Consider the following 26,230-nt stretch of genomic DNA (forward strand, 5'->3'; position numbering starts at 1 on the left):
TTCGATAAGTGCTCGAAAACGACCAAAGGAGTTCTTCCAGTGGAACAATGAGTCGGATGCAAGACCTCAACGACATGGTGTTCTTTGCCGAAGTCGCCGAGCGCGGCGGTTTCACGGCGGCCAGCCGGGCATTGGGCGTGCCCAAGTCGCGGCTGTCGCGCCACGTCGCCGAGCTGGAGGCCCACCTGGGCGTGCAGCTGCTCCAGCGCAGCACGCGGCGCCTGTCGCTCACGCCGGCGGGCGAGATCTACCTGCGCCATTGCACGGCGCTGCGCGATGCCGCGGTCGCGGCGGACGAGGCGGTGGCGCAGGTGCAGACCGAGCCGCGCGGCACGGTGCGCCTGAGCTGCCCGGTGACGCTGGCGCAGGCGAGCGTCGGGCCGTCGCTGCCGCTGTTCATGCGGCGTCATCCCCACGTGCGCATCGAGATGCGGGTGGTGAACCGGCCGGTCGATCCGGTGGAGGAGGGTGTCGACATGGCCCTGCGCGTGCGCACCACGGTCGAGGACAGCGCCACGCTGGCCGCGCGCCGTTTCGGACTCAGCCGCAGCCTGCTGGTGATGAACGCCGATCGCCTGCGCGCGCACGGACCGCTGGCCGGGCCGGACGACCTGGCCCGGCTCGACACCGTGTCGATGAGCGTGGGCGACGGCCGCGCCACCACCACGCTCCTCGGTCCCGACGGCCGCACGCACGAGGCCGCGCACGCGCCGCGCTTCGTCGCCGACGACCTGCTCACGCTCAAGTGCGCCATCCTGCAGGGCGTCGGCGCCGGCCTGCTGCCCGACTACATGTGCCGCGCCGACCTCAAGGCCGGCACGCTGGTCGAGGTGTTGCCGGGCTGGGGCCCGCCGCCGGGCATCGTCCATGCCATGTACCCGCCGCGCCGTGCCCTGGTGCCGGCGGTACGCGCGCTGATCGATTTCCTGGCCGAACGGCTCGACGGCGACGATCCGCACGTGCTGACCGAGGCGAGCCGGCCCGGACGGTCCTGATCCGAGCGTTTGAAGGCGTCGGCTGGCATGTCCCCGTCCTCTTCATGCACAAAAACGAATATCCAAACAAGTAGATATTCGTTCCCCTTCTGAGCGATCGTTCCGACAATCGCTGCCCAACTTCCGAGGAGAGGATCCCATGGCCACGCTTCGCATCGGCGACACCGCACCCGACTTCACGCAGGAATCCAGCACCGGCACCATCCGTTTCTACGACTGGGCCGGCGATTCATGGGTCATCCTGTTCTCGCACCCGGCCGATTTCACGCCGGTGTGCACGACCGAACTGGGTCGCACGGCGGCGCTGTCGAGCGAGTTCGCCAAGCGCGGCGTGAAGCCCATCGCCATCAGCGTCGACCCGGCGGACAAGCACCGCGAGTGGATCGCCGACATCGACGAGACGCAGTCCACCACGGTCGACTTCCCGATCCTGGCCGACCCGGACCGCAAGATCGCCGAGCTCTACGACCTCATCCACCCCAACGCCTCCACCACGGCGACCGTGCGCACCGTCTACTGGATCGATCCGCAGCACAAGATCCGCGCCACGCTGACCTACCCGGCGAGCACCGGGCGCAACTTCGACGAACTGCTGCGCGTCGTCGATTCGCTGCAGCTCACCGACAGCCACAAGGTCGCGACGCCGGCCAACTGGAAGGACGGCGACGACGTCGTCATCGTCCCGAGCATCCAGGACCCGGCCGAGTTGGCGGAACGCTTTCCCAAGGGTTTCAAGGCCGTCCGACCCTACCTGCGCGTGACGCCGCAGCCCAACAAGTAGTTCGGTCCCGACACCCCACGACATGAAACGCGGCCGCTGCCGCGTTTTTCCGCTTCTTCCTCTTCCTCTTTTGTTCAGAATTCGATGAATTTCCGTTTCAAGACCTTCGCCACCGCCGTGGTGCTCGCCTCCGCCGGTTTCGGCGGCGCCGCCCTCGCGCAGACCACGACGCTCCTCAACGCCTCCTACGACGTGGCGCGCGAGTTCTACAAGGACATCAATCCCGCCTTCATCGCCAGCTACAAGAAGGCGACCGGCCAGGACGTGAAGATCGACCAGGCCCACGGCGGCTCCAGCGCGCAGGCGCGCGCGGTCAACGACGGCCTGGAGGCCGACGTCGTCACCTTCAACACCACCACCGACGTCGACTTCCTCGCCGCCAACGGCGTGGTCGCGAAGGACTGGGCCAAGCGCTTCCCGGACAACGCCTCGCCCACGCTGTCGACCTCGATCTTCCTGGTGCGCAACGGCAACCCGAAGAACATCAAGGACTGGGACGACCTGATCAAGCCGGGTGTGCAGGTCATCGTGGTCAACCCCAAGACCGGTGGCAACGGCCGCTACGCCTACCTGGCCGCCTGGGGCTACGTGAAGAAGAAGGGCGGCACCGACGCGCAGGCGGCCGAGTTCGTCGGCAAGCTGTTCAAGAACGTGCCGGTGCTGGGCAAGGGCGGGCGCGACGCCACCACCATCTTCCTGCAGCGCAACATCGGCGACGTGCTGATCACCTTCGAATCGGAGTCGCTGTCGATCGACCGCGAATTCGGCGCCGGCAAGGTCGACGCCGTGTACCCCTCGATCAGCGTGCTGGCCGAGAACCCGGTGGCCATCGTCGAGCGCACCGTCGCCAAGAAGGGCACCGGCGCCGTCGCCAAGGCCTACCTCGACTTCCTGTATTCCGAGGAGGGCCAGGAGATCGCCGCCAAGCACGCGCTGCGTCCGCGCTCGGCCGCGGTGCTGAAGAAGTACGCCGGCACCTTCAAGCCGCTGCAGCTGTTCACGGTGCAGGAGATCTTCGGCAGCCTCGGCGAGGCGCAGAAGGTCCACTTCAACGACGGCGGCCAGTTCGACAAGATCTACACCGGCGCCAGGTAATCCCATGAGTGCCACCATCACGGCCCTGCCGTCTCCGGCGGCGGGGTCGACCTCGCGCCCCGGCGGGCGCGGGGTCTCCCGACGCGTGCTCCCGGGCTTCAACATCACGCTCGGCTACACGCTGCTCTACCTCAGCCTGATCGTCCTGATCCCGCTGTCGACGCTCGTCTTCAAGACATTCACCCTGACCTGGGATCAGTTCTGGACCGCCATCAGCGCGCCGCGCGTGATGGCGTCCTACCGCCTGACCTTCGGCGCCTCCTTCCTGGCGGCGGTGGTCAACCTGTTCGCCGGCCTGCTGGTGGCCTGGGTGCTGGTGCGCTACAAGTTCCCGGGCAAGAAGATCGTCGACGCGCTGGTCGACCTGCCGTTCGCGCTGCCCACGGCCGTGGCGGGCATCGCGCTGACGGCGCTGCTGGCGGGCAACGGCTGGATCGGGCAGTACCTGGAGCCGCTGGGCATCAAACTGGCGTTCACGCCGGCCGGCGTGGTGATCGCGCTGATCTTCATCGGCCTGCCCTTCGTGGTGCGCACGGTGCAGCCGGTGCTGGAAGACTCCGAGAAGGAACTGGAGGAGGCCGCGACCTGCCTGGGCGCGACGCGCTGGCAGACCTTCACGCGCGTCGTCCTGCCGACCATCCTGCCGGCGCTGCTGACCGGCTTCGCGATGGCCTTCGCACGCGCCATCGGCGAGTACGGCTCGGTCATCTTCATCGCCGGCAACATGCCCATGATCTCGGAGATCACGCCGCTGATCATCATCGGCAAGCTGGAGCAGTACGACTACGGCGGCGCCACCGCCGTGGCGCTGGTGATGCTGGTGGTGTCCTTCGCGATGCTGCTGGTCATCAACGGGCTGCAGGCGTGGCAGCGGCGGCGTTCCGCGGGAGCCTCGGCATGAGCGCGCCGAACCCCGCGCGCCGCGCGATGGCCGGCACCACCGAATCGGCCTGGGTGCGGCGCCTGCTGATCGGGCTGGCGCTGCTGTTCATCGCCCTGTTCCTGGTGCTGCCGCTGGCGGCCGTGTTCACCGAGGCGCTGAGCAAGGGCGTCGACGCCTTCTTCGCCGCGCTCAAGGAACCCGACGCCTGGAGCGCCATCCGGCTGACGCTGCTGGTGGCCGCGATCACCGTGCCGCTGAACCTGGTGTTCGGCGTCTGCGCGGCCTGGGCCATCGCCAAGTTCGAGTTCCGCGGCAAGGCCTTCCTGACCACGTTGGTGGACCTGCCGTTCGCGGTGTCGCCGGTGGTCGCCGGCCTGATCTACGTGCTGGTGTTCGGCGCGCACGGCTGGTTCGGGCCGTGGCTCGCGGCGCACGACGTCAAGATCATCTTCGCCGTGCCGGGCATCGTGCTGGCGACGGTCTTCGTGACCTTCCCGTTCATCGCGCGCGAACTCGTGCCGCTGATGCAGGCCCAGGGCACGGACGAGGAGCAGGCGGCGATGGTGCTGGGCGCGACCGGCTGGCAGACCTTCTGGCGCGTGACCCTGCCCAACATCAAGTGGGGCCTGCTCTACGGCGTGATCCTGTGCAACGCGCGGGCGATGGGCGAGTTCGGCGCGGTGTCGGTGGTCTCGGGCCACATCCGCGGCCAGACCAACACCATCCCGCTGCACGTCGAGGTGCTCTACAACGAGTACCAGTCGGTCGCGGCCTTCGCCGTGGCCTCGCTGCTGGCGCTGCTGGCGATCGTCACGCTGGTCATCAAGTCGGTGATCGAATGGCGCCACGAGCGCGACCTCAGGGCCGCCGCCGACCTGCCGCCGGAGCGGCCGCCGTCGGTCGACGCCGCCACCGCCGCCGGCGCGGCCGCCGCGCATTGAACCGTCAGGGAAGAAACACACCATGAGCATCGAAATCAGGAACGTCAGCAAGCATTTCGGCGATTTCCAGGCGTTGCGCGACGTCAGCCTGGACATCGATTCGGGCGAGCTGATCGCGCTGCTGGGCCCCTCGGGCTGCGGCAAGACCACGCTGCTGCGCATCATCGCGGGGCTGGAGACGGCCGACGCGGGCAGCATCCACTTCTACGGCGAGGACACCACCGACGTCCACGTGCGCGAGCGCAAGGTCGGCTTCGTGTTCCAGCACTACGCGCTGTTCCGGCACCTGACGGTGTTCGAGAACGTGGCCTTCGGCCTGCGCGTGAAGCCGCGCGACCAGCGTCCCTCGGACGCGCAGATCAAGGCCAAGGTGCACGAGCTGCTCAAGCTGGTGCAGCTCGACTGGATCGCCGACCGCTATCCGCCGCAGCTCTCGGGCGGCCAGCGCCAGCGCATCGCCTTGGCACGCGCGTTGGCGGTGGAGCCCAAGGTGCTGCTGCTCGACGAGCCCTTCGGCGCGCTCGACGCCAAGGTGCGCAAGGAACTGCGCCGCTGGCTGCGGCGCCTGCACGACGAACTGCACGTCACCTCGATCTTCGTCACGCACGACCAGGAGGAAGCGCTGGAAGTGGCCGACCGCGTGGTCGTCATCAACCAGGGCCGCATCGAGCAGAGCGGCTCGCCGCAGGACGTCTGGGACCACCCGGCCAGCCCGTTCGTCTACAGCTTCCTGGGCGACGTGAACCTGTTCCACGGCCGCGCGCAGAGCGGCGAGGTGAGCGTGGGCGGTCTGCGCATCGACGCGCCCGAGCACCGGGACGTGGCCGACGGCAAGGCGATGGCCTATGTGCGCCCGCACGAGTTCGAGCTCGCGCCCTGGGTCGAGGGCGGCAACGGCATCGCCGCGACCATCACGCGCGCCATCGTCGTCGGCCCGACCGCGCGGCTGGAACTCGAACCCCTGGCCTCGCACGCCGCCCATGCCGCCGCCTCGCCGGCCGTGATCGAGGTGCACATGCCGTCCCAGCAGTTCCAGGCCACGGGTTTGCGCGAGGGCGACCGCGTGCTGGCGACGCCGCGCAACGTGCGGCTGTTCGTGCAGCCGGCCTGAGGGGCGGGGGCGAGGGCGCCCGCCGCGCGTCGATGCCGCTTCCGGGGGGCATCGACGGGGTCGCCGCAGCGCCTGCCACGCCTTCCGGCGCCGGACGTTTTCGGAATCGCCGCGACGGCGCCGGAACCCGGGCGCCGGATCGGGCTCCGATAATCCGCGCACACCCGGACGGGCCGGCGGCGACCGACGCTGTCACGCCGCCCGCATCCGGATCTTTCCGTCTTCGAGGGCTTTTCACCGTGATCTCCTGGTTCTTCGGCGCGCCCCGGCGCGCGCTCGCGTTCATCTGCGCCGCCTGCGTCGCCATGCTGGTCTTCGGCATGTATCTGCAGCACGTCGTCGGCCTGGAGCCGTGCCCGATGTGCGTGGTCCAACGCTATGCGTTGATCGGGGTGGCGCTGTTCACCGGCCTGGCGGCCCTGTCGCGCGGCCCGGCGCTGCAGCGCACCGGCGCCGGGCTGGCGCTGCTGTTCTCGGTCGGCGGGGCCTACACGGCGGCGCAGCAGAGCTGGCTGCAGTGGTACCCGCCGGAGGTCGTCACCTGCGGGCGCGACATCTACGGAATGATCGAGACCTTTCCGCTGCAGCGCGCGCTGCCGATGATCTTCCGCGGCAGCGGCGACTGCAGCAAGGTCGACTGGAGCTTCCTGGGCTTGTCGATCGCCAACTGGTCGTTCGTGTGCTTCGCGGTGTTCGCGGTGCTGCTGCTGGCGTTGACGCTGGCGCGGCGCCCCCGGCTGCGGACGTAGCCGGGGCGACCGGCGTCGCGTCCGTTCAGCCGGAGGTCGACGCCGTCGCCACGAAGTCCGGCAGCAGCGCGCCGACCTCGGCCAGCACCCGGCGCTGCGCCGCGTCGTCGAGCGCGGTCGCGCCGGTCAGATAGGCCGCCACGAGCACCGGCGCGCCGTCGCCGCGCGGCCGGACGATCGCGATGTCGTTGCGCGTGCCGTGGCCGCCCGCGCCGGTCTTGTCGCCGATCAGCCAGTCGGGGGGCAGGCCGGCCTTCAGGCTGGTGGCGCCGGTGGTGTTGCCGAGCATCCATCCGCGCAGCCGGTCGCGCGACGCCGGGGCGAGGGCGCGGCCGAGCAGCAGCTGGCGCATCAGGTCGAGCATCGCCGCCGGCGAGGTGGTGTCGCGGGGATCGTTGGGGGTCGCCTCGTTGAGGGCGGTCTCGAAGCGGTCGAGGCGCGTGACGTCGTCGCCCAGCGAACGCGCGAAGCGGGTCAGGCCGGCCGGTCCGCCGAAGCTCTCCAGCATCAGGTTGGCGGCGCCGTTGTCGCTCAGGGTGACGGCGGCCTCGCACAGCGCGCCCATCGTCATGTGGCCGCCGGCGTGGCGGCCGGTGGCGGGGGAGTAGGTCACGAGCCGGGCGGCGTCGATGGCGACCGGGCGGTCGAGCGATTCGACGCCCTGGTCGACCCGCCGCAGCACCAGCGCCGCGGCCAGGAACTTGAAGGTGCTGCACATCGGAAAGCGCTCGTCGGCGCGATGGCCGACGCGCTGCCCGGTGGCCGTGTCGAGGAGGGCGACACCCAGCCGGGCGCCGGCGGCGGCTTCGATGCGCCGCAGGGCACGTTGCGTGCCGGTCGATGCCAGCACCGTCGGCGCGGCCGGCGATCGCGCGACCTCCGCCGGCGACGTCCGGGCCCGCGACGGATGGGCCGCGAGGGTCAGCAGCGGCGCCAGACCCAGCGCGAAAGTTCTTCTGTCCATCTTCAATCTGCTAACGGCTTTGCGGTGATGATCGGGCTTTGCGGTCACGGCTCACGCCGTGACCGGCAGGCCGGCTCGGCAAGAGCGGAGCATGGTCTGAAAAGGCCCGGGACCTTGGGCCCGGACTCGGCAGCCGCAGGCCTCAGATCCGCCCTCGGACGGTCCGCGGCCCGTGACGGCGCCGGAGACGACGACGACTCAGAGCGGCAGCGTGTCGAACGCCGCGTAGGCGTTGGCCAGCCAGGTCTTCACGCGCTGTCGTTCGAGCAGGCCGAGCGCCTGCGGGCTCTCGCGGTCGTTGATCGCCTTCCAGAAGCTGGTGTCGTTGGCGTCGATCTTGCGCATGCTGGCCTCGTGCAGGCGCGGCAGGGCGATCACGTGGGCGCCGCTGGCGGTGGCCTTGGCGAGCGAGGGCGAGCCCAGCAGCTGGGCGAAGTCGCCGCCGCGGCCGTAGTTCTGCACCACGATGTAGTTGGGCTTGCTGCCGAAGGTGTCGACCAGGGTGCCGAGCAGCTCGCTCGAGTCCTTGCCGTCGTCGAGCACGTGCCAGAAGTTCACGGCCACGCCCAGTTCCTCGAACACGCCCAGCAGGTCCGACTCCTTGATCCAGCGCGCCAGCGGCGCCAGCGTCTGGGCGGCCAGGTCGACGATCGCGCTCTGCTGCGGGTTGGTCTCGAAGCCGTTCACGACGGTGTCGAGTCCTTCGAAGCTGTCGACCACCACCGGCGAGGCGAAGCCCTGGTAGAAGCGCGCGAACGAGCTGTGCGAGCGGTCGGTGTCGAAGCCGGTGAAGGGCCGGCTGTGGTCGATGAAGTACTGCGCCAGGACGCGCGAGACGACGGATTTGCCGACGCCGCCTTTTTCGCCGCCGATGAAATTGATGGAGCTCATGGAGTGTGGGATGGAAGGAGGAAAGGGGATGGAGAAAGGACGAGCGTGGAAACGAAAGACCACCCGGCATTCTAAAAGTCCGTGCGTGACGAATTTCGCGGAAAACCGCGATCCGAGCGGCTGGAGGCCCGGTATTCAGTGCATGGTCATCGTTTGGCCAGCGACAGGAACGGCCCCAGGTTGCCCAGCATCCAGCCCTGCGTGAAGTCCAGCGCCGCGCGCCGGTACTTCTCGTCCGCCTGGGCGGCCAGCAGGTCGAGCCGCGCGACCACCTTCGACAGTTCGCGGTCGACCACCAGGTTGCGGCCGCGCTCGCTGACCTCGGTGGCCAGCAGCAGGGGCTGGCCGTCGGCGCCGGTCTTCGAGCCGATGAGCCACAGCGAGATCTCGACGTTGCGCGCCGCGCGGTAGGCGTTCTCGGCGTCGACGCCGTCGACCATCGTCTGCGACCAGGTGCCGCCGTTGGCCTCCTTGAGCATCGAGGCCCAGCCGAACACCAGCGCGGCGACGCGGTCGCCGGCGTAGGGCGCGGGCGGCGCCGCGTCGAAGGCGAGCCGCACCGCGTCGATGCCCTTGGCGCCGCGCAGGTCGGGCGGCGGCGCGTCGTGCATCACGGCGTCCCAGGTGCGCGCGATCGCCTCGTCGGCGCTCGGTGCCCACTTGCGCCACTCGCGCGGGTTGCGCCGGTAGAGCGAGAGCTGCACGCGCCGGATCGACTCCAGGTTGTCGCGCACGGCCAGGTTGGCGAGGCGGTTGGCGCTCGACTGCGCCCACTCCTGCGTGGCGTAGGGCTCGCGACGATCGGTCTCGCGGAAGGCGGCGCAGCCCGCGAGGCCGGCCAGCCCGATCGCGCAGCACAGGACGGCGGCCGATGCCGGGCGCACGGCGGAGACAGGGGACGGAAAGCGGATTCGGTGCATGAGGCGCACGTTATCATCACGGGCTCGGCCCACCGCTGGCCGGCGGCCGGATTCTCCTTTCAAATCAATGGCTTGGCGCTGATCCAGGCCCCAACGACTTCCCGTGCGTCTCAACTCCATCAAGCTCTCGGGCTTCAAATCGTTCGCCGAACCCACGAATTTCCTGCTGCCGGGACAGCTCGTCGGGGTGGTCGGGCCCAACGGCTGCGGCAAGTCGAACATCATGGACGCGGTGCGCTGGGTGCTGGGCGAATCGCGGGCGTCGGAACTGCGCGGCGAGTCGATGCAGGACGTCATCTTCAACGGCACCACCACGCGCAAGCAGGCCAGCCGCTCCAGCGTCGAGCTGGTGTTCGACAACGCCGACCATCGCGCGGGCGGCCAGTGGGCGCAGTTCGCCGAGATCGCCGTGCGCCGCGTGCTCACGCGCGACGGCACCAGCAGCTACTACATCAACAACCAGCCGGTGCGCCGCCGCGACGTGCAGGACGTGTTCCTGGGCACCGGCCTCGGGCCGCGCGCCTACGCCATCATCGGCCAGGGCACGATCAGCCGGATCATCGAGTCCAAGCCCGAGGAACTGCGCCTGTTCCTGGAAGAGGCCGCCGGCGTGTCGAAGTACAAGGAGCGCCGCCGCGAGACCGGCAACCGCCTGGCCGACACGCGCGAGAACCTCACGCGCGTCGAGGACATCCTGCGCGAACTCGCCGCCAACCTCGACCGGCTGGAGAAGCAGGCCGAGGTCGCCCAGCGCTACAACGCCCTCACGGCCGACGCCAGCCGCAAGCAGCACCAGCTCTGGTTCATGAAGCGCGTCGAGAGCGAGGCCGACCAGGCCCGCGTCAAGACCGAAGCCGACCGCGCGCTTGTCGACCTGGAGGCGCGCACCGCCGAGCTGCGCCACGTCGAGGCCGATCTGGAGGCCGTGCGCCAGGCGCATTACACCGCCGGCGACACCGTCTCCCAGGCGCAGGGCCGGCTGTACGAGGCCGGTGCCGAGGTCGGCCGGCTGGAGGGCGAGATCCGCTTCGTGGTCGAGGGCCGCCAGCGCGTCGAGCAGCGGCTGGTCCAGCTGCGCGCGCAGTTCGCCCAATGGAGCGAGCGCCGCGAGGCCGCCGAGGCCGAGCTCGAGGCGCTCGCCGGCCAGGGCGTCGACGCCGAGGAGCAGGCCGAGCTGCTCGCCGCGCAACTGGAGGAGCACGACGCGCGCCTGCCCGGCCTGGAGGACGCCCGGCGCCGGGCCCAGGCCGAGGCCGACGCCCAGCGCGCCGCGGTGGCGCAGGTGCAGCAGCAGATCCAGGTGCTGGCGGCCGAGCAGCGCCACATCGAGGAACAGCGCCGCCAGCTGACCCTGCGCGGCGAGCGCCTGCGCGGCGACCGGCAGGCCCTGGCCGCGCCGGACGACGCGCGCCTGGTCGACCTGCAGGACCAGCTCGCCGCCCTGCAGGAAGCCGCCGCCGAAGCCGAGGCGCGCCTGCAGGAGTGGCAGGACGCGGCCCCGCAGCGCGACGACGAACGCCGCGCGCGCCAGCAGGCCGCCAACGCCGAGAGCGCGCGCCACGCCGAGTTCTCGGCCCGGCTCGAAGCCTTGAAGGCGCTGCAGGAGCGCGTGCGCACCGACGGCAAGCTCGCGCCCTGGCTCGCCAGGCACGGGCTCGACGGCCTGCAGGGCCTGTGGAGCCGCCTGCACGTCGAGCCCGGTTGGGAGAACGCGCTCGAATCGGCCCTGCGCGAGCGGCTGGGCGCGCTGGAGGTGTCCAGGCTCGACCTCGTGCGCGCCTTCGCCGCCGACGCGCCGCCGGTGCGGCTGGCCTTCTTCACCCCGCCCGCGGCCGGCGGCGCCGTGGCGCCGGACGGCGCGCTGCGGCGCCTGTCGGAACTGCTGCGCCTGAACGACGCCGGCCTGCAGGCCCTGCTGACCGACTGGCTGCACGGCTGCTTCGTCGCGCCGACGCTGGACGAGGCCCTGGCGCGGCGCGCGACGCTCGCGCCCGGCGAGACGATCCACGTGCCCGACGGCCACGCCGTCACCGCGCACGGCGTGGTGTTCTACGCGCCGGATTCGGCCCAGGCCGGATTGCTGGCGCGCCAGCAGGAGATCGAGAACCTGGAACGCCAGGTGCGTGCGCAGACCCTCCTCAGCGACGAGGCGCGCATCGCGCTCTCGCGCGCCGAGGCGGCCTATGCCGACGTGGCGCAGCGCCTGGTCGGCGCGCGGCGCGAGGCCGCCGAGACGCAGTCGCGCGCGCACGCGCTGCAGGTCGAGACCCTGCGCCTGGCCCAGCTCGCCGAGCAGCGCCGCGTGCGCGGCGAGCAGCTCGCGGCCGACATCGGCGAGGTCGACGTCCAGCTCGAGGATTTGCAGGAGCGTCGCCTCGACGCCGAGGGCCGCTTCGAGGAGCTCGACCTGCAGCTCGCCGACGGCCAGGAGCGCCATGCGCAGCTCGACGAGCGCGTGGTCGAGGCCGGCCGCGTGCTGGATGCGAGCCGCGAGCAGCACCGCCGGCTCGAGCGTCAGGCCCAGGAGGCCGCCTTCGCGCGCCGCAGCGTTGAGGCCCGGCGCGGCGAACTCGCCCGCGCCATCGACACCGCCGTGCAGCAGGTGGCCGCGCTCGCCGCCGAACAGGCGCGCGCCGAGGACGAACTCGGCCGCCTGAGCGACGCCACGGCGCAGGCCGGACTGCAGGACGCGCTGGCGCTGCGGCTGGAGCGCGAGCAGGCGCTGGCCGCCATCCGCGGCCAGTACGACGACCTGACGGCGAAGCTGCGCGCGAGCGACGAGGCCCGCCTGCGGCTGGAGCGCGAGCTCGATCCGCTGCGCCAGCGCATCACCGAGCTGCAGCTCAAGGAGCAGGCCGCGCGCCTGGGCGTCGAGCAGTACGCCGCGCTGCTGGCCGACGCGCAGGCCGACCTCGACGCCGTCGCGCGCTCGGTCGAGGACGGCAAGGTGCGGCTCGCCGGCCTGCAGGGCGAGATCGACCGGCTCAACCGCGAGGTCGCCGCGCTCGGCGCCGTCAACCTCGCCGCGCTGGACGAACTCGCCAGCGCGCGCGAGCGCAAGGATTTCCTCGACGCCCAGTCGGCCGACCTGAACGAGGCCATCGACACGCTGGAGGACGCCATCCGCCGCATCGACGTCGAGACGCGCGACCTGCTCGGGGGCACCTTCAAGACCGTCAACGAGCACTTCAGCCGCATGTTCCCCGAGCTTTTCGGCGGCGGCAACGCGCGCCTGGTGATGACCGGCGACGAGATCCTGGACGCCGGCGTGCAGGTGCTCGCGCAGCCGCCGGGCAAGAAGAACCAGACCATCCACCTGCTCTCCGGCGGGGAGAAGGCGCTGACGGCCATCGCGCTGGTCTTCGCCATCTTCCAGCTCAATCCGGCGCCGTTCTGCCTGCTCGACGAGGTCGACGCGCCACTGGACGACGCCAACACCGAACGCTATGCCAAACTGGTTTCCGCCATGAGCCAGAGCACCCAGTTCCTTTTCATCAGCCACAACAAGATCGCGATGGAGATGGCCGAGCAGCTCATCGGCGTGACGATGCAGGAGCAGGGCGTCTCGCGCATCGTGGCGGTGGACATGGAAGCGGCCGTGTCGATGGTCGCAGCAGCCTGAAAGTCCCAGATCCCATGAGCAGTCTCACTCTCGCCCTCGCCATCCTCGGCGGGCTCGTGCTCGCGGGCCTGGTGGCCTACAACACCTGGATGTCGCGCCGCAACACCCCGCGCCAGCCCGACGCCCTGGACGAGGCGCTGGCCGAGGACGCCGCGCGCTCCGCCGCCGCGCTCGCCGCCGGCCGCATCGACGGCGAGGACGGCCCGGTGCTGCACGTCCAGCCGCATCCGGTGCCGGGCAACGCGCGCCACGAACCGCTCTTCGACCCCGACCTGCCCGCGCCCAGCGCCTTGCCCGGCGCGCTCGCGGGCGAGCGCCGCGGCGGGCTCGATCCGCTGATCGACGTCATCGCGCCGATCGCGCTCGACGGCCTGGTCTCCGGCGACGCCGCCATCGCCGCCATGCCCGCCACCCGGCGCGCCGGCAGCAAGCCGGTGGCCGTCGAGGGCCTTAACGAGCACAACGGCGAATGGGAGCCGCCCGTCGCCGGCCAGCGCTACGGCGCCTTCCAGATCGGCGTGCAGCTGGCCAACCGCACCGGCGCGCTTAACGAGATCGAGTATTCGGAGTTCGTCGTCAAGGCCCAGGCCTTCGCCGACGGCATCAACGGATCGCCGGAATTCCCCGAGATGCTCGACGAGGTGGCGCGCGCGAAGGAACTCGACCAGTTCGCCAGCGCCCACGACGCGCAGCTGGGCTTCGTGCTGCGCGCCCGCCACGCCGCCTGGAGTCCCGGCTACGTGCAGCAGAACGCGGCGCGGCTGGGCTTCCTGCCGGGCATCATCCCCGGGCGCATGGTGCTGCCGGCGAGCGAGGCCGGTCTGCCGCCGGTGATCGGGCTGGCCTTCGACACCCAGGCCGCGCTGGCCGACGACCCGGCCCAGTCGGCGATCCGCGAACTCACGCTGAGCCTCGACGTGCCGCAGGTCGACCGCGCCGAGCGGGCGTTCCAGCGCATGCGCGAGGCCGCCGACGCCCTGGCGCTGGAGATGGACGGCGTCGTCACCGACGGCGACGCCCAGCTGCTGCGCGAGGAGACCATGGACGCCATCGGCGCCGACCTCGAGCAGCTCTACGACACGCTGGAGTCGCGCGACCTCGCCGCCGGATCGCCGCTGGCGCGTCGACTGTTCAGTTGAATGGAGCTCACCCCCAGGCTTGCCCACTGCGTGTGGCAGCGTCCACCCCCTTCGAGGGGGCGACACCGGCGGCCCGGCAAAGCCGGTTCCACGGTGTCACTGGCCTCGAGCTGCGCGGGTTTGCATGAGTCGCGGGCGAGGCATGCGCCTGCATGAACGAGAAGTTGTAACGACGATGAAATCATGAGCGAATCCCTGCCCGCCGATGCGGCATTGGCGCGCGAGGCCGCCGAGCTGCGCCAGCAGCTGCGTCACAACGCGCATCTCTACTACGTGCTCGACGCGCCGGCGCTGCCCGATGCCGAGTACGACCGGCTGTTCCAGCGCCTGCAGGCCATCGAGAGCGAGCATCCCGAGCTGCGCACGCCCGATTCGCCGACGCTGCGCGTGGGCGGCCAGGTGCTCGCGGGCTTCGTCAAGGTGCGCCACCGGGTGCCGATGCTGTCGATCCGCACCGAGACCGACATCACCGCCGCCGGCGCCGTCGCCTTCGACGCCCGCGTGCGGCGCGAGCTGGGACTGGCGGAGGACGCGGCACCGGTCGACTACGCCTGCGAACTCAAGTTCGACGGCCTGGCCCTGAGCCTGCGCTACGAGGACGGCGTGCTGGTGCAGGCGGCCACGCGCGGCGACGGCGCGATCGGCGAGGACGTGACGCAGAACCTGCGCACGCTGCGCCAGATCCCGCTGCGCCTGCACGGCGACGCCGCGCCGCCGCCGGTGGTCGAGGTGCGCGGCGAGGTCTACATGCGGCGCGACGACTTCGAGGCGCTCAACGACCGCCAGCGCGAGAAGATCGCGGCCGGCCAGAAGAACGAGAAGGTCTTCGTCAATCCGCGCAACGCGGCGGCCGGCGCCGTGCGGCAGCTCGATCCGGCCATCGCGGCGTCGCGTCGGCTGAGCTTCTTCGCCTACGGACTGGGCGAGGTCTCGGCGCCGGAGGAGGGCGGGCCGGACTGCCCGACGCAGATCGACTGGCTGGCGCAGCTGAAGGCCTGGGGTTTCCCGGTCGCGCCGCAGACGCGGCGCGCGAGCGGCGCGGCCGAGCTGGTCGCCTTCCACGAGGCCATGGGTCGCCAGCGCGACGCGCTGCCCTACGACATCGACGGCGTGGTCTACAAGGTCGACGAGGTCGCGCTGCAGCGCCGGCTGGGCTTCGTCTCGCGCGAACCGCGCTGGGCCGTGGCGCACAAGTACCCAGCGCAGGAGCAGTTGACCGAGGTGGCGGCCATCGAGGTGCAGGTCGGGCGCACCGGCAAGCTGACGCCGGTGGCCAAGCTGGCGCCGGTGTTCGTGGGCGGTGTGACGGTGACCAACGCCACCCTGCACAACGAGATGGAAGCGCGCCGCAAGGACGTGCGCGTGGGCGACACGGTGGTCGTGCGGCGCGCCGGCGACGTGATCCCCGAGGTCGTCGGCGTCGCGCCCGCCAGCCTGGCGCGGCCCGAGGGCGAGCGCGGCACGGTCTTCACGATGCCCGCCCATTGCCCGGTCTGCGGCTCCGACGCCCTGCGCGCGGAGGGCGAGGTCGACCACCGCTGCACCGGCGGCCTGTTCTGCGCCGCCCAGCGCAAGGAGGCGGTGCTGCACTTCGCCGCCCGCCGCGCCGTCGACATCGAGGGGCTGGGCGACAGGCTGGTCGAGCAGCTGGTCGACGCGAACCTCATCCGCACGCTGCCGGACCTCTACCGGCTGGATGCGGAGACCCTGTCTGCGCTGCCGCGCATGGCGGAGAAATCGGCGGCCAACCTGGTCGCGGCGCTGGAGGCCTCCAAGGACACGACGCTGCCGCGCTTCCTGTTCGGGCTGGGCATCCGCCACGTCGGCGAGAGCACGGCGAGGGACCTCGCGCTGCACTTCGGCGGCCTCGACGCGATCATGGCGGCGGGCGAGGCGGAGCTGCTGGAGGTCGACGATGTCGGCCCGGTCGTGGCGACGAGCCTGCGCGCCTTCTTCGACCAGCCGCACAACCGCGAGGTGGTCGATCAACTGCGCGCCGCCGGGCTGCGCTGGGAGGAGGGCGCGCCCGCCGTCCGCGCGCCCCGGCCGCTGGCGGGCAAGACCTTCGTCATCACCGGCACGCTTCCTACGCTGTCGCGCGACGAGGCGAAGGACAAGCTGGAAGCGGCCGGCGCCAAGGTCGCGGGCTCGGTCAGCAAGAAGACCGACTACGTCGTCGCCGGCGCGGAAGCCGGCAGCAAGCTCGAAAAGGCGAACTTGTTGGGCGTCGCGGTGATCGATGAACAGGGGATGCTCGACATCCTCGATCACGGTCCGGGACCGGACGCCGTCGCGACGCCGTGACGGACGCCGGGGACATCCCGCGCCGCCCGACGGGATCGAAAGGAAACGCCATGATGATGAAGAACACGCGCTGGATCGCCGGCTCCCTCGGACTCTGCGGAGTGCTGCTGCTCGGCGGCTGCGCCGCGCCCGGTGCCTATGGGGACTATGGCTATGGAGCGTCGTCGTACGGTGGCTATTCCCAGTCCTACTACGGCTCGGCTCCCGTGGTGGTGCCGGCCCCGGTCTACATCCAGGGCGGTTATTACGACCATCCCGGTTACTACGGTCGGCCGGGGTACTACGGTCGACCGAACTACGACCGTGACCCACGTGGCTATGCGCCGCGAGCCGGTTATGACGGCGGACGTTCGGGCCGGCCCAACCAGGGACGTCGGCCCGGAAACGACGCCGGTCCGCGCGCCATGCCCGGCAATCCGACACCTCAGCAGCTCGCACCGGGCATCTGGCCGAACGCCGGCGGCGGTGGAGCAGCAGTTCCTGCGAACCGGTCCGGCGGCAACTTCGGCCCCAGTGCCAGGCCCGGCAACCCGACACCCCAGCAGCTCGCGCCCGGCCTCTATCCGAACCCTTGAGACATCGACGCGAATCGCACGACGAAACCAGATCGACATGACCGTCCGAGACATCCTGAAGATGGGCGACCCGCGGCTGCTGCGCGTCGCGCAACCGGTCGAGGCCTTCGACACCGACGCCCTGCATCGGCTGGTCGCCGACATGTTCGACACCATGCGCGCCGTGAATGGTGCCGGACTCGCCGCGCCGCAGATCGGCGTCGATCTGCAGGTGGTGATCTTCGGCACCGACGCGCCCAATCCGCGCTATCCCGAGGCGCCGGTCGTGCCGCGCACCGTGCTGGTCAACCCGGTGATCACGTCGGTGGGCGACGAGGAGGAGGAGGGCTGGGAAGGCTGCCTGTCGGTGCCCGGCCTGCGCGGGGTGGTGCCTCGGTTCTCCAGGATCCACTATGCCGGTTTCGACCCGTATGGCGATCCCATCGAGCGCACCGTGAGCGGCTTCCATGCCCGGGTCGTCCAGCACGAGGTCGATCACCTCCTGGGCACGCTCTACCCCATGCGCATCCGCGACTTCATGCGCTTCGGTTTCACCGAGGTGCTGTTCCCCGGCCTCGACGCCACCGACGACGACTGACCGGCGCGCGTCAGTTGTATCGTCCGGCGATCCCGCCGATGCTGAAGCGGCCGGCGCCCAGGAAAGCCACCGCAATCGCCGCGAAGAGGAACATGCCCTGCAGTTCCAGCGCCCAGCCGCCGCTCTTGCCGAGCGTGGCGATCTGGCCGGCATGGGCCAGCCAGAACGCCACTCCCATGTTGAACGCGATGACCAGCGCGGCCGGCCGCGTCAGCAAGCCGATGATCACCAGCGCCGGGGCCACCACCTCGCCGACGTAGACGCCGTAGGCGAACGCGGCGGGCAGGCCGTTCGAGGTCACCATGCCCACGATCGATCCGATGCCGTTGCTGAGCTTGGAGATGCCGTGCAGGAGGATCAGGATGCCGAGGGTCAGGCGCAGCACGAGCTTGCCGGTGTCGTCGGAAGTGGTCATGGGAAGGAGCCTTTCGGGAGGTGGGAAGGGATCCGGATTGTGGTCCATCGCCGCCGGCAAGGACCCGGGCACCCTCGTAAACTGCACGGCACGTTTTTGCGAGGAGAAAGTCACCCATGAGCCATCATCCATCCGCCCGCCATCGGGTCCTGACGGCCGTTTGTGCCGCCGCCGCCGTGCTGTGCGCCGCTCCGGCCTTCGCCGGCAAGACCCTGGACGCCGTCAAGCAGCGCGGCGCCGTCAAGTGCGGCGTCACCAACGGCGTGGCCGGCTTCTCGGCGCCGGACACGCAGGGCCAGTGGTCGGGCCTGGACGTCGACATCTGCCGCGCCATCGCGGCGGCGGTGCTGGGCGACGCGAAGAAGGTCGAGTTCGTGCCGCTCAACTCGCAGCAGCGCTTCTCGGCCCTGCAGGCCGGCGAGATCGACATCCTGGCGCGCAACACGACCTGGAACCTCACGCGCGACGCCTCGCTGGGCTTCCACTTCACCACCATCAACTACTACGACGGCCAGGGCTTCCTGGTGCCGAAGAAGATCAAGGTGACGAGCGCCAAGCAGCTCAAGAACGCCACCATCTGCACCCAGGCCGGCACCACCAACGAGAAGAACGTCGCCGACTACTTCCGGGCCCAGAACATCCCCGTCAAGACGGTCGTCTTCGAGAGCTTCGAGGCCTCGTTCAAGGCCTTCTTCGCCGGCCGCTGCCAGGCCTTCACGACCGACGTGTCAGGGCTCGCCGGCCTGCGCAACAAGGAGGCGTCCAACCCCGACGACTACCTCATCCTGCCGGAGCTGATCTCCAAGGCGCCGCTCGCGCCCGTGGTGCGCCGGGGCGACGACGAGTGGTTCGCCATCGCCAAGTGGGTGCCCAACGCATTGATCGAGGCCGAGGAGGTCGGCGTCACGCAGGCCAACATCGACGCCCTGAAGGCCGGCAGCAAGGACCCGGCGCAGCAGCGCCTCGTGGGCGCCGGCGACGACCTCGGCAAGCTGCTGGGGCTGGACAAGGACTGGTCCTACCGCGCCATCAAGGCGGTGGGCAACCACGGCGAGATGTTCGAGCGCAACGTCGGCGCGAACTCGGTGCTCAAGCTGCCGCGCGGCGCCAACAACCTCTGGAACAAGGGCGGCCTGCTCTACGCGCTCCCGGTCCAATGAACGCGGCGGCGCCCGGACGGCGCTCGGCGGCGCTCGCCCTGGCGCTGCAGGCGCTGCTCGTCGCGGCCGTGCTCGGCGGCCTGTTCTGGGTCGTGCAGCACGCGCTCGACGTGCTGCGCGCACGCGGCGTGCGCTCGGGCTTCGACTTCCTGGCCCAGTCGGCCGGCTTCGAGATCTCCGAGGGCTGGCTCGACTACGACGGTGGCCAGCCGTTCTGGCGCGCTCTCCTCGCCGGGCTGATCAACACCGTGCGCGCGGCGCTGCCCGCGGCCGTGCTGGCGGTGGTCTTCGGCACGCTGCTGGGCATCGGCCGGCTGGCGCCGCACGCGCTGGTGCGCGGGCTGTGCGCGGTCTACGTGCAGACGGTGCGCAACGTGCCGCTGCTGGTGCAGATCCTGATGCTGTACTTCGCGCTGACGCAGCTGCTGCCCGATTCGGCCGAGGCGATCCGGCTGGCGCCGGGCGTGTTCCTGAGCAAGGGCGGGCTGTCGCTGCCGTGGCCGGTGCGCGAGGCCGGCGCCTTCTGGCCGAGCGGCTTCGAGTGGCCCGAGCAGGGCGGCTTCAACATCGTCGGCGGCGCGGCGTTGAGTCCGGAATACCTGACGGTGGTGGGTGGCCTGGCGCTCTACACGGCGGCCTTCGTGGCCGAGATCGTGCGCGCCGGCATCGCCTCGGTCGCGCCGGGTCAGAAGCTGGCCGCGCAGGCGTTGGGACTGGAGCCCGGCGCGCAACTGCGCCTGATCGTGCTGCCGCAGGCGCTGCGCCTGATCGTGCCCTCGCTGACCAACCAGTTGCTGAGCCTGACCAAGAACTCGTCGCTGGCCGTGGCGGTCGGCTATCCGGAGCTGGTGTCGGTGGCCAACACCTCGCTCAACGCGACCGGGCGCGCCTTCGAGTGCATCGCGATCGTGATGGCGGTGTACCTGGGGCTGTCGCTGGCGATCTCGGCGGGCATGAATGTCTACAACGCGCGCGTCGCGTTGCGGGGCTGGCGATGAGCGTGTGCCGGACGATCGTCCTGGCTCGGAGGCCCCGATGAGCGTCCTGCCATCGTCGGCATCCGCGCAGGTCGTCGACCTCGACGGCCTGCCGGTCGGCCCGGGCGCCGTGGCGCCGCCGCCGGCCGCGCCCTGGGCCCGCCGCTGGGGCGCGGAGCTGTTCGGCACGCCCTGGCGGGCGCTCGCCAGCGTGGTCCTGCTGGTCGTGGTCGCCTGGGCCGCCGCGCACGCGTTCGACTGGGCCGTGCTGCGCGCCGTCTTCCGTCCCGACGCCGACGCCTGCCGGGCGCCCGGCCAGGGCGCCTGCTGGGGCGTGATCGCCGAGAAGTGGCGCCCGCTGCTGTTCGGCCGCTATCCGTACGACGCGCAATGGCGCCCGGCGGTGGCGGTCGTCGTGCTGTCGGCCGTGACGCTGCTCAGCGCCTGGCCGCGCAGCTGGCGCTGGTGGCTGGCGCCGCTGTGGATCGGCGCGCTGGCGCTGTTCGTCGCGCTGATGTTCGGCGGCGTGGCGGGGCTCGAGCCGGTGCCGACGAATCGCTGGGGTGGCCTGCCGCTGACCATCGGGCTGGCGGTGGTCGCGCTGGCGGCGGCGTTTCCGCTGGCGCTGCTGCTGGCGCTGGGGCGCCGCTCGCGCTGGCCGGCGGCGCGCGCCCTCTGCGCCACCTACATCGAACTGGTGCGCGGCGTGCCGCTGATCTCGGTGCTGTTCATGGCGTCCTTCCTGCTGCCGCTGCTGTGGCCGGCGGGGTGGCAGCCCGACGTGCTGATCCGCGTGCTGGCCGGGCTGGCGCTGTTCGTGGCGGCCTACATGGCCGAGATCGTGCGCGGCGGCCTGCAGGCGGTGCCGCGCGGGCAGGTCGACGCCGCGATGGCATTGGGCTTCGGCCGCTGGCCGGTGCAGCGCGACATCGTGCTGCCGCAGGCGCTGCGGCTGGTGGTGCCGGCATTGACCAACACGGTGGTCGGCACGCTCAAGGACACCTCGCTGGTGACGGTGGTGGGCCTGTTCGAGCTGACCGGCGCGTTGGGCCTGGCGCTGGGCGGCGACCCGACCTGGCGGCCGTTCTACCTGGAGGGCTATCTGTTCATCGCCGGGGTGTACTGGGCGATGTGCTTCGGGCTGTCGCGCTACAGCGCGTGGCTGGAGCGGCGGCTGGCGGCGGGCTGAATACGGTCGCGCCGCCATGCCGCCCAGATCTCGCGGAGTCGCCAGGATGTCTTCGATCGGGTCGGCGGGCGCCCAGGACGGGAGCCTGCATGTCGTCGTGCTCACGGTCGGAACGCTCGGCGACATGCATCCCTTCATCGGCATCGCGGTGGCCCTGCGGCGGCGCGGCCACCGCGTCACGTTCCTCACGACGGCCGTCCACGAGGAGGTGGTGCGGGAAGCCGGCCTGGTGTTCCATCCCCTGGGCCGCCGCGAGGACCACCTCGCGCTCGTCGACGATCCGGACGTGTGGCATCCGCGCAAGGCGTTCGCCACGCTATGGCGCGGCATGCTCGGCGATCTGCTGCGGGAGGTGCCCGCCTTCGTCTCGGCCCTGCCGTGCGACGACTCTCTACTGCTGCTGGCGCATCCCCTGCTGCTTCCGGCGGCGGGACTGGCGCGCGCCACCCATCCCGGCGCGGTCGTCGTCGGCGCGTACCTGGCGCCGGCCAACCTGCGCACCGTCCACGACCCCCTGACGATCGGACCGCTGCGCATCCCGGCCTGGATGCCCGTCGGCATGCGGCGCTGGATCTGGCGCCGCATCGACGTCGGGCTGGTCGACCCGGTCGCCCTGGCCGACCTCAACGCGCAACGGCATCGCCACGGACTCGCGCCGGTGGCGCACCTGATCGGGCATCTGCACGACGTGCCGGACCTGTCCCTGACCCTGTTCCCGCCGTGGTTCGCGGCGACCGCGCCGGACTGGCCGCAGCCCCTGCACGCTGGGACGTTCCCGTTGCATGAGCCGCAGCCCGGACGGCCGCTGCCCGATGCGCTGGAGCGCTTCCTCGCCGAAGGCGACGCGCCGCTCGTGTTCACGCCGGGGACGGGACACCGGCACGCGAAGGCCTACTTCGTGCGGGCGCTGGACGCGACCCTCCGGCTGGGCCGGCGGGCGGTCTTCCTGACGCCGTTCGGCGAACAGGTGCCCGCATCGTTGCCGGCGGGCGTGCTGTGGCAGTCGCACGTGCCCTTGCGCGGCCTGCTGGCCCGGGCCGCGGCGATCGTCCACCATGGCGGCGTGGGCACGACGGCCGAGGCCATGCGCGCGGGCCTCCCGCAGGTCCTCGTGCCCTTCGCGCACGACCAGTTCGACAACGCCGCCCGGGTGGAGGCGCTCGGCGTGGGCCGATCGATCGGGGCCGCGCGCGCGTCCGGGCCGATCCTGGCATCGGCGCTGGCGGCGCTGCTGTCCTCGCGTCCGGTGGCCGAGCGATGCGCGGCCGTGGCCGCCCAGCTCGCAAAGGCGCCGGACATCGACGCCCTGTGCGGGGCGATCGAGCGTGCCAGGAGCGCGCGGCGGACGCCGCCGGCCTGAGGCGGCGGCCGAGGACGCTCAGGCCGCCAGCACGTCCATCAGCTCGCGCTCGATCGCCAGCTGCGCCCGCTGGCCCTGCAGCTGCGGGCCGCTGATCAGGAAGGTGTCCTCCACCCGCTCGCCCAGGGTCGTCACCTTGGCGAACTGCAGGTGCAGCTGGTGCTGCGCCAGGATGCGCGCCACCGAATAGAGCAGGCCGGCGCGGTCGCTGGCGGAGATGTTGAGCAGCCAGCGCTGGGCCTTGTCGTCGGGCGTCAGGCTGATGCGCGGCTGGATCGGGAAGCTGCGCACCCGGCGCGAGACGCGGCCCTTGCCCGGCGCGGGCAGGGCGCCGGCCTCGGCCAGGGTCTTCGCCAGCCCGGTCTCGACCATGCTGATGAGGTCGCGATAGTGCTCCGGCACGAAGGTCGTCACGACCTGGAAGGTGTCGAGCGCGCAGCCGGTGCTGGTGGTGTGGACCTTGGCGTCGAGGATGCTGAAGGACGACTGCTCGAAATAGCCGCAGATGCGCGCGAACAGGTCCTGCTGGTCGGGCGTGTAGACCACCACCTGCAGGCCCTCGCCGATCGGCGAGAGCCGGGCCCGCACGATCGGCGGCACGGCCGGGTCGACGGGGGCGGCCCGCAGCCGCACGTGGCGCGAGAGCTGCTTGGTGTGCCAGGCGATCTCGGAGGCGTCGTGGCGCATGAAGTAGCCCACGTCCAACGTCTCCCACAGCGCCTTGTGCGAATCGAAGGGCATCGCGCGCAGCGCCAGTTCGACCAGCGCCTCGCGCTTGCGCGCCTCGACCTCGGCGTCCGGGTCGGGCATGTGGCCGCCGAGCACGCGCGAGGTGGCGCGGTAGAGGTCCTCCAGCAGCTTGCCCTTCCAGGCGTTCCACACGCGCGGCGAGGTGCCGCGGATGTCGGCGATGGTCAGCAGGTAGAGTGCCGTGAGGTAACGCTCGCTGCCCACGTGCTTGGCGAAGGCGGCGATGACCTCGGGGTCGCTCAGGTCGCGCTTCTGCGCCACGGTGCTCATCGTCAGGTGCTCGGCGACCAGGAACTCGATGAGCTTCGAATCCTCGCGTTCGATGCCGTGCTGGCGGCAGAAGCGGGCGACGTCGCGCGCGCCCAGCGTGGAGTGGTCGCCGCCGCGCCCCTTGGCGATGTCGTGGAACAGCGCGGCCACGTACAGCACCCAGGGCTTGTCCCAGCCGGCGGCCAGCTGCGAGCAGAACGGGTACTCGTGCGCGTGCTCGGCGATGAAGAAGCGCCGGATGTTGCGCAGCACCATCAGGATGTGCTGGTCGACCGTGTAGACGTGGAACAGGTCGTGCTGCATCTGCCCGACGATGCTGCGGAAGACGCGCAGGTAGCGCCCGAGCACCGAGGTCTGGTTCATCAGCCGAAAGGCGTGCGTGATGCCGCGCGGCTCCACCAGCATGCGCATGAAGGTGACGTGGTTGACGTGGTCGTTGCGGAAGCGGCTGTCCATCACGGGCCGCGCGTTGTAGAGCGCGCGCAGCGTGCGCGCCGACAGCCCCTTGACCCCGGCGGTCTTCTGGTAGAGCAGGAAGGTCTCCAGGATGGCCTGGGGCTCCTTCAGGTAGAGGTCGTCGCTGGCCACCTCGATCATCCCGGCCTTCTCGAAGAAACGCTCGTTGATGCGCGTGGGTTCCTCCTGCAGCGGATGCAGCCGCTCGGCGATGTTCAGCAGCAGGATCTGGTTGAGCTGCGTGACCGCCTTGGCGGCCCAGTAGTAGCGCCGCATCAGGGCCTCGCTGGCCTTGCGCCGCGACTCGCCGACATAGCCGAAGGTGGCGGCGACGGCGGTCTGCAGGTCGAACACCAGGCGGTCCTCGCGCCGGTTGGCCGTCACGTGCAGCCGCGCGCGGATCAGGCTGAGCAGCGCCTCGTTGCGCTTGATCTGGCGCACCTCGAAGGGCGTGGCCAGGCCGTTCTTCGCCAGGTCCTCCCAGCGGTTGCCGTAGCCCGCCGCCTTGGTCACCCACAGGATGGTCTGCAGGTCGCGCAGGCCGCCGGGCGACTCCTTGCAGTTGGGCTCCAGCGCGTAGGGCGTGTCGTCGTACTTGTGGTGGCGGTGGCGCATCTCCTGCGACTTGGAGGCGAAGAAGGCACGCGGGTCGATCTCGGCGAAGAAGCGCTTGCGGAACGCCGTGTAGAGCTTCTTGTCGCCCGTGATCAGGCGCGACTCGATCAGCGCGGTCTGCACGGTGACGTCCTTGGCGGCCTCGGCCAGGCACTCGCCGAGCGTGCGCACGCTCGAGCCGATCTCCAGTCCCGCGTCCCAGCACTGGCCGATGAAGGCCTCGATGCAGGCCGGGTCGACGGACTCGGCATGCGACTCCGGCAGCAGCACGAGCACGTCGACGTCGGAGTAGGGGAACAGCTCGCCGCGTCCGAAGCCGCCGACCGCCACCAGCGCCGGCACGCCGCCGAAACCGGCTTCCTGCCAGAGCGCGACGAGCGTCTCGTCGGCCAGCGCGGCGAGCTGGCGCAGCACGGCATGCACCGCGCGCGTGGGCGCGCGCGACAGGCGCAGGGTGTCGAACAGCGCGAGCTTGCGGGCGCGGTAGCTTTCGCGCAGCGTGGCGGTGTCGACCTTGGCGACCTCGATCACGGCGGGATGTCCGCCGGTCTCAGGCCGCGACGCCGGCCGAGGCCTGGGCGCGGGCCTCGGCCTCCAGCACGAAGGCCGGCGGCGGCGGACTGCCGGCCGACAGCGTCAGCACCTCGTAGCCGGTCTCGGTCACCAGCACGGAATGCTCCCACTGCGCCGACAGCGAGTGGTCGCGCGTGACGATGGTCCAGCCGTCGTACTGGCCGCCCTTGGCGTCTTCCTTGATGTCGCGCCGGCCGGCGTTGATCATCGGCTCGATGGTGAAGATCATGCCGGGGCGCAGTTCTTCCAGGGTGCCCGGGCGGCCGTAGTGCAGCACCTGCGGTTCCTCGTGGAACTGGCGGCCGACGCCGTGGCCGCAGAACTCGCGCACCACCGTGAAGCCGTGACCCTCGGCGTACTTCTGGATCGCGTGGCCGACGTCGCCCAGCCGGTTGCCGGGACGCACCTGCAGGATGCCGTGCCACATCGCTTCGTAGGTCACGGTACACAGGCGCCTGGCGGCGATCGAGACGTCGCCGACCATGAACATGCGGCTGTTGTCGCCGAACCAGCCGTCCTTGATGACGGTGACGTCGATGTTCATGATGTCGCCCTTCTTCAGGGGCTTGTCGTTGGGGATGCCGTGGCACACGACGTGGTTGAGCGAGGTGCACAGCGACTTCGGATAGGGCACGCTGCTGGCGCCCTGGTAGCCCAGGGTGGCGGAGGTCGTGCCCTGGCCGACCATGTACTCGGCCGCGAGACGGTCGATCTCGTTGGTCGTCACGCCGGGCTTGATGAAGGGGGTGAGGTAGTCCAGGACCTCGGAGGCGAGGCGGCAGGCGATGCGCATCGCGGCCACGCCCGCAGCGTCGTTGTAGGTAATGCTCATGGGGCGGGATTATCCCATCGGGGGTCCATGGCGGCAGGCGCCGCTCGCGCATGCCCGCGCCGACGCATCGCCTAAAATCCGCGCGT

Annotated in this window: 22 protein-coding genes; 16 read left to right on the forward strand and 6 right to left on the reverse strand. The window is 70.9% G+C overall.

Annotated elements, in window-relative coordinates; genetic code table 11:
* Window positions 1-56: 56 nt before the first annotated feature.
* The 7 genes from ABID77_RS02685 (at window position 57) to ABID77_RS02715 (ending at window position 6,555) form a co-directional block, all read left to right on the forward strand.
* Entirely contained in the window at window positions 57-995 is a 939-nt protein-coding gene (locus tag ABID77_RS02685) for a LysR family transcriptional regulator (protein ID WP_429590466.1), read from the forward strand.
* 139 nt (window positions 996-1,134) lie between these two features.
* Window positions 1,135-1,776 (forward strand): peroxiredoxin, encoded by a 642-nt coding sequence (locus tag ABID77_RS02690; protein WP_429590469.1) that lies wholly within the window; start codon window positions 1,135-1,137, stop codon window positions 1,774-1,776.
* 84 nt (window positions 1,777-1,860) lie between these two features.
* Window positions 1,861-2,871, forward strand: a complete 1,011-nt coding sequence (locus ABID77_RS02695; protein ID WP_429590472.1) for a sulfate ABC transporter substrate-binding protein — start codon at window positions 1,861-1,863, stop codon at window positions 2,869-2,871.
* 4 nt (window positions 2,872-2,875) lie between these two features.
* Window positions 2,876-3,772, forward strand: a complete 897-nt coding sequence (cysT, locus tag ABID77_RS02700; RefSeq protein ID WP_429590475.1) for a sulfate ABC transporter permease subunit CysT — start codon at window positions 2,876-2,878, stop codon at window positions 3,770-3,772.
* Window positions 3,769-4,695, forward strand: coding sequence for a sulfate ABC transporter permease subunit CysW (cysW, locus tag ABID77_RS02705; protein WP_429590479.1), 927 nt, complete (start codon window positions 3,769-3,771; stop codon window positions 4,693-4,695). Before cysT ends, cysW begins: the two co-directional genes overlap by 4 nt.
* A gap of 22 nt (window positions 4,696-4,717) precedes the next feature.
* Window positions 4,718-5,806 (forward strand): sulfate/molybdate ABC transporter ATP-binding protein, encoded by a 1,089-nt coding sequence (locus tag ABID77_RS02710; protein WP_429590482.1) that lies wholly within the window; start codon window positions 4,718-4,720, stop codon window positions 5,804-5,806.
* Between the two features lie 239 nt (window positions 5,807-6,045).
* Window positions 6,046-6,555: a disulfide bond formation protein B gene (locus ABID77_RS02715; RefSeq protein ID WP_429590485.1), complete on the forward strand. Its 510-nt coding sequence runs from the start codon at window positions 6,046-6,048 to the stop codon at window positions 6,553-6,555.
* Window positions 6,556-6,580: 25 nt separating this feature from the next.
* On the opposite strand, the gene bla is transcribed toward ABID77_RS02715, so the two are convergent.
* The 3 genes from bla to ABID77_RS02730 form a co-directional block, all read right to left on the reverse strand.
* Window positions 6,581-7,519, reverse strand: a complete 939-nt coding sequence (gene bla / locus ABID77_RS02720) for a class A beta-lactamase (RefSeq protein WP_429590488.1) — start codon at window positions 7,517-7,519, stop codon at window positions 6,581-6,583.
* A 198-nt stretch (window positions 7,520-7,717) separates the two neighbouring features.
* Complete coding sequence (locus ABID77_RS02725; protein ID WP_429590491.1) at window positions 7,718-8,410, reverse strand: mobilization protein; 693 nt, start codon at window positions 8,408-8,410, stop codon at window positions 7,718-7,720.
* Between the two features lie 146 nt (window positions 8,411-8,556).
* A complete protein-coding gene (locus ABID77_RS02730; protein WP_429590494.1) occupies window positions 8,557-9,330 on the reverse strand; it encodes a hypothetical protein in 774 nt (257 codons plus the stop codon).
* A gap of 103 nt (window positions 9,331-9,433) precedes the next feature.
* Between ABID77_RS02730 and smc the strand changes: the two genes are divergently transcribed.
* The 5 genes from smc (at window position 9,434) to def (ending at window position 17,547) form a co-directional block, all read left to right on the forward strand.
* Window positions 9,434-12,952, forward strand: coding sequence for a chromosome segregation protein SMC (smc, locus tag ABID77_RS02735; protein ID WP_429590497.1), 3,519 nt, complete (start codon window positions 9,434-9,436; stop codon window positions 12,950-12,952).
* A gap of 14 nt (window positions 12,953-12,966) precedes the next feature.
* Window positions 12,967-14,091: a cell division protein ZipA C-terminal FtsZ-binding domain-containing protein gene (locus ABID77_RS02740; RefSeq protein WP_429590500.1), complete on the forward strand. Its 1,125-nt coding sequence runs from the start codon at window positions 12,967-12,969 to the stop codon at window positions 14,089-14,091.
* Window positions 14,092-14,274: 183 nt separating this feature from the next.
* Window positions 14,275-16,395: an NAD-dependent DNA ligase LigA gene (gene ligA / locus ABID77_RS02745; protein ID WP_429590503.1), complete on the forward strand. Its 2,121-nt coding sequence runs from the start codon at window positions 14,275-14,277 to the stop codon at window positions 16,393-16,395.
* Between the two features lie 50 nt (window positions 16,396-16,445).
* Window positions 16,446-16,970, forward strand: a complete 525-nt coding sequence (locus tag ABID77_RS02750) for a hypothetical protein (RefSeq protein WP_429590506.1) — start codon at window positions 16,446-16,448, stop codon at window positions 16,968-16,970.
* A 37-nt stretch (window positions 16,971-17,007) separates the two neighbouring features.
* A complete protein-coding gene (def, locus tag ABID77_RS02755) occupies window positions 17,008-17,547 on the forward strand; it encodes a peptide deformylase (RefSeq protein WP_429590509.1) in 540 nt (179 codons plus the stop codon).
* Between the two features lie 10 nt (window positions 17,548-17,557).
* Here the strand turns inward: def and ABID77_RS02760 are convergent, their stop codons facing one another.
* On the reverse strand, window positions 17,558-17,962 hold the full coding sequence (locus ABID77_RS02760; protein ID WP_429590511.1) for a DoxX family protein: 405 nt from the start codon (window positions 17,960-17,962) through the stop codon (window positions 17,558-17,560).
* Window positions 17,963-18,078: 116 nt separating this feature from the next.
* On the opposite strand from ABID77_RS02760, the gene ABID77_RS02765 reads away from it, so the two are divergent.
* Genes ABID77_RS02765 through ABID77_RS02780 form a run of 4 tightly spaced genes read left to right on the forward strand, consistent with a single transcriptional unit; the run spans window position 18,079 to window position 22,648 of the window.
* Window positions 18,079-19,122, forward strand: coding sequence for an amino acid ABC transporter substrate-binding protein (locus ABID77_RS02765; RefSeq protein ID WP_429590514.1), 1,044 nt, complete (start codon window positions 18,079-18,081; stop codon window positions 19,120-19,122).
* Window positions 19,119-20,120, forward strand: coding sequence for an amino acid ABC transporter permease (locus tag ABID77_RS02770; protein ID WP_429590517.1), 1,002 nt, complete (start codon window positions 19,119-19,121; stop codon window positions 20,118-20,120). The genes ABID77_RS02765 and ABID77_RS02770 overlap by 4 nt, the downstream gene beginning before the upstream one ends.
* A 37-nt stretch (window positions 20,121-20,157) precedes the next feature.
* Window positions 20,158-21,288, forward strand: a complete 1,131-nt coding sequence (locus ABID77_RS02775; RefSeq protein WP_429590520.1) for an amino acid ABC transporter permease — start codon at window positions 20,158-20,160, stop codon at window positions 21,286-21,288.
* 46 nt (window positions 21,289-21,334) lie between these two features.
* Window positions 21,335-22,648, forward strand: coding sequence for a nucleotide disphospho-sugar-binding domain-containing protein (locus ABID77_RS02780; RefSeq protein WP_429590523.1), 1,314 nt, complete (start codon window positions 21,335-21,337; stop codon window positions 22,646-22,648).
* 18 nt (window positions 22,649-22,666) lie between these two features.
* Here the strand turns inward: ABID77_RS02780 and ABID77_RS02785 are convergent, their stop codons facing one another.
* On the reverse strand, window positions 22,667-25,270 hold the full coding sequence (locus ABID77_RS02785; protein WP_429590526.1) for a [protein-PII] uridylyltransferase: 2,604 nt from the start codon (window positions 25,268-25,270) through the stop codon (window positions 22,667-22,669).
* A gap of 19 nt (window positions 25,271-25,289) precedes the next feature.
* Window positions 25,290-26,144 (reverse strand): type I methionyl aminopeptidase, encoded by an 855-nt coding sequence (map, locus tag ABID77_RS02790; RefSeq protein WP_429590528.1) that lies wholly within the window; start codon window positions 26,142-26,144, stop codon window positions 25,290-25,292.
* Window positions 26,145-26,230: the final 86 nt, after the last annotated feature.

The sequence above is a fragment of the Variovorax sp. PvP013 genome (assembly GCF_050435945.1).
Taxonomy (GTDB): Bacteria; Pseudomonadota; Gammaproteobacteria; order Burkholderiales; family Burkholderiaceae_C; genus Variovorax.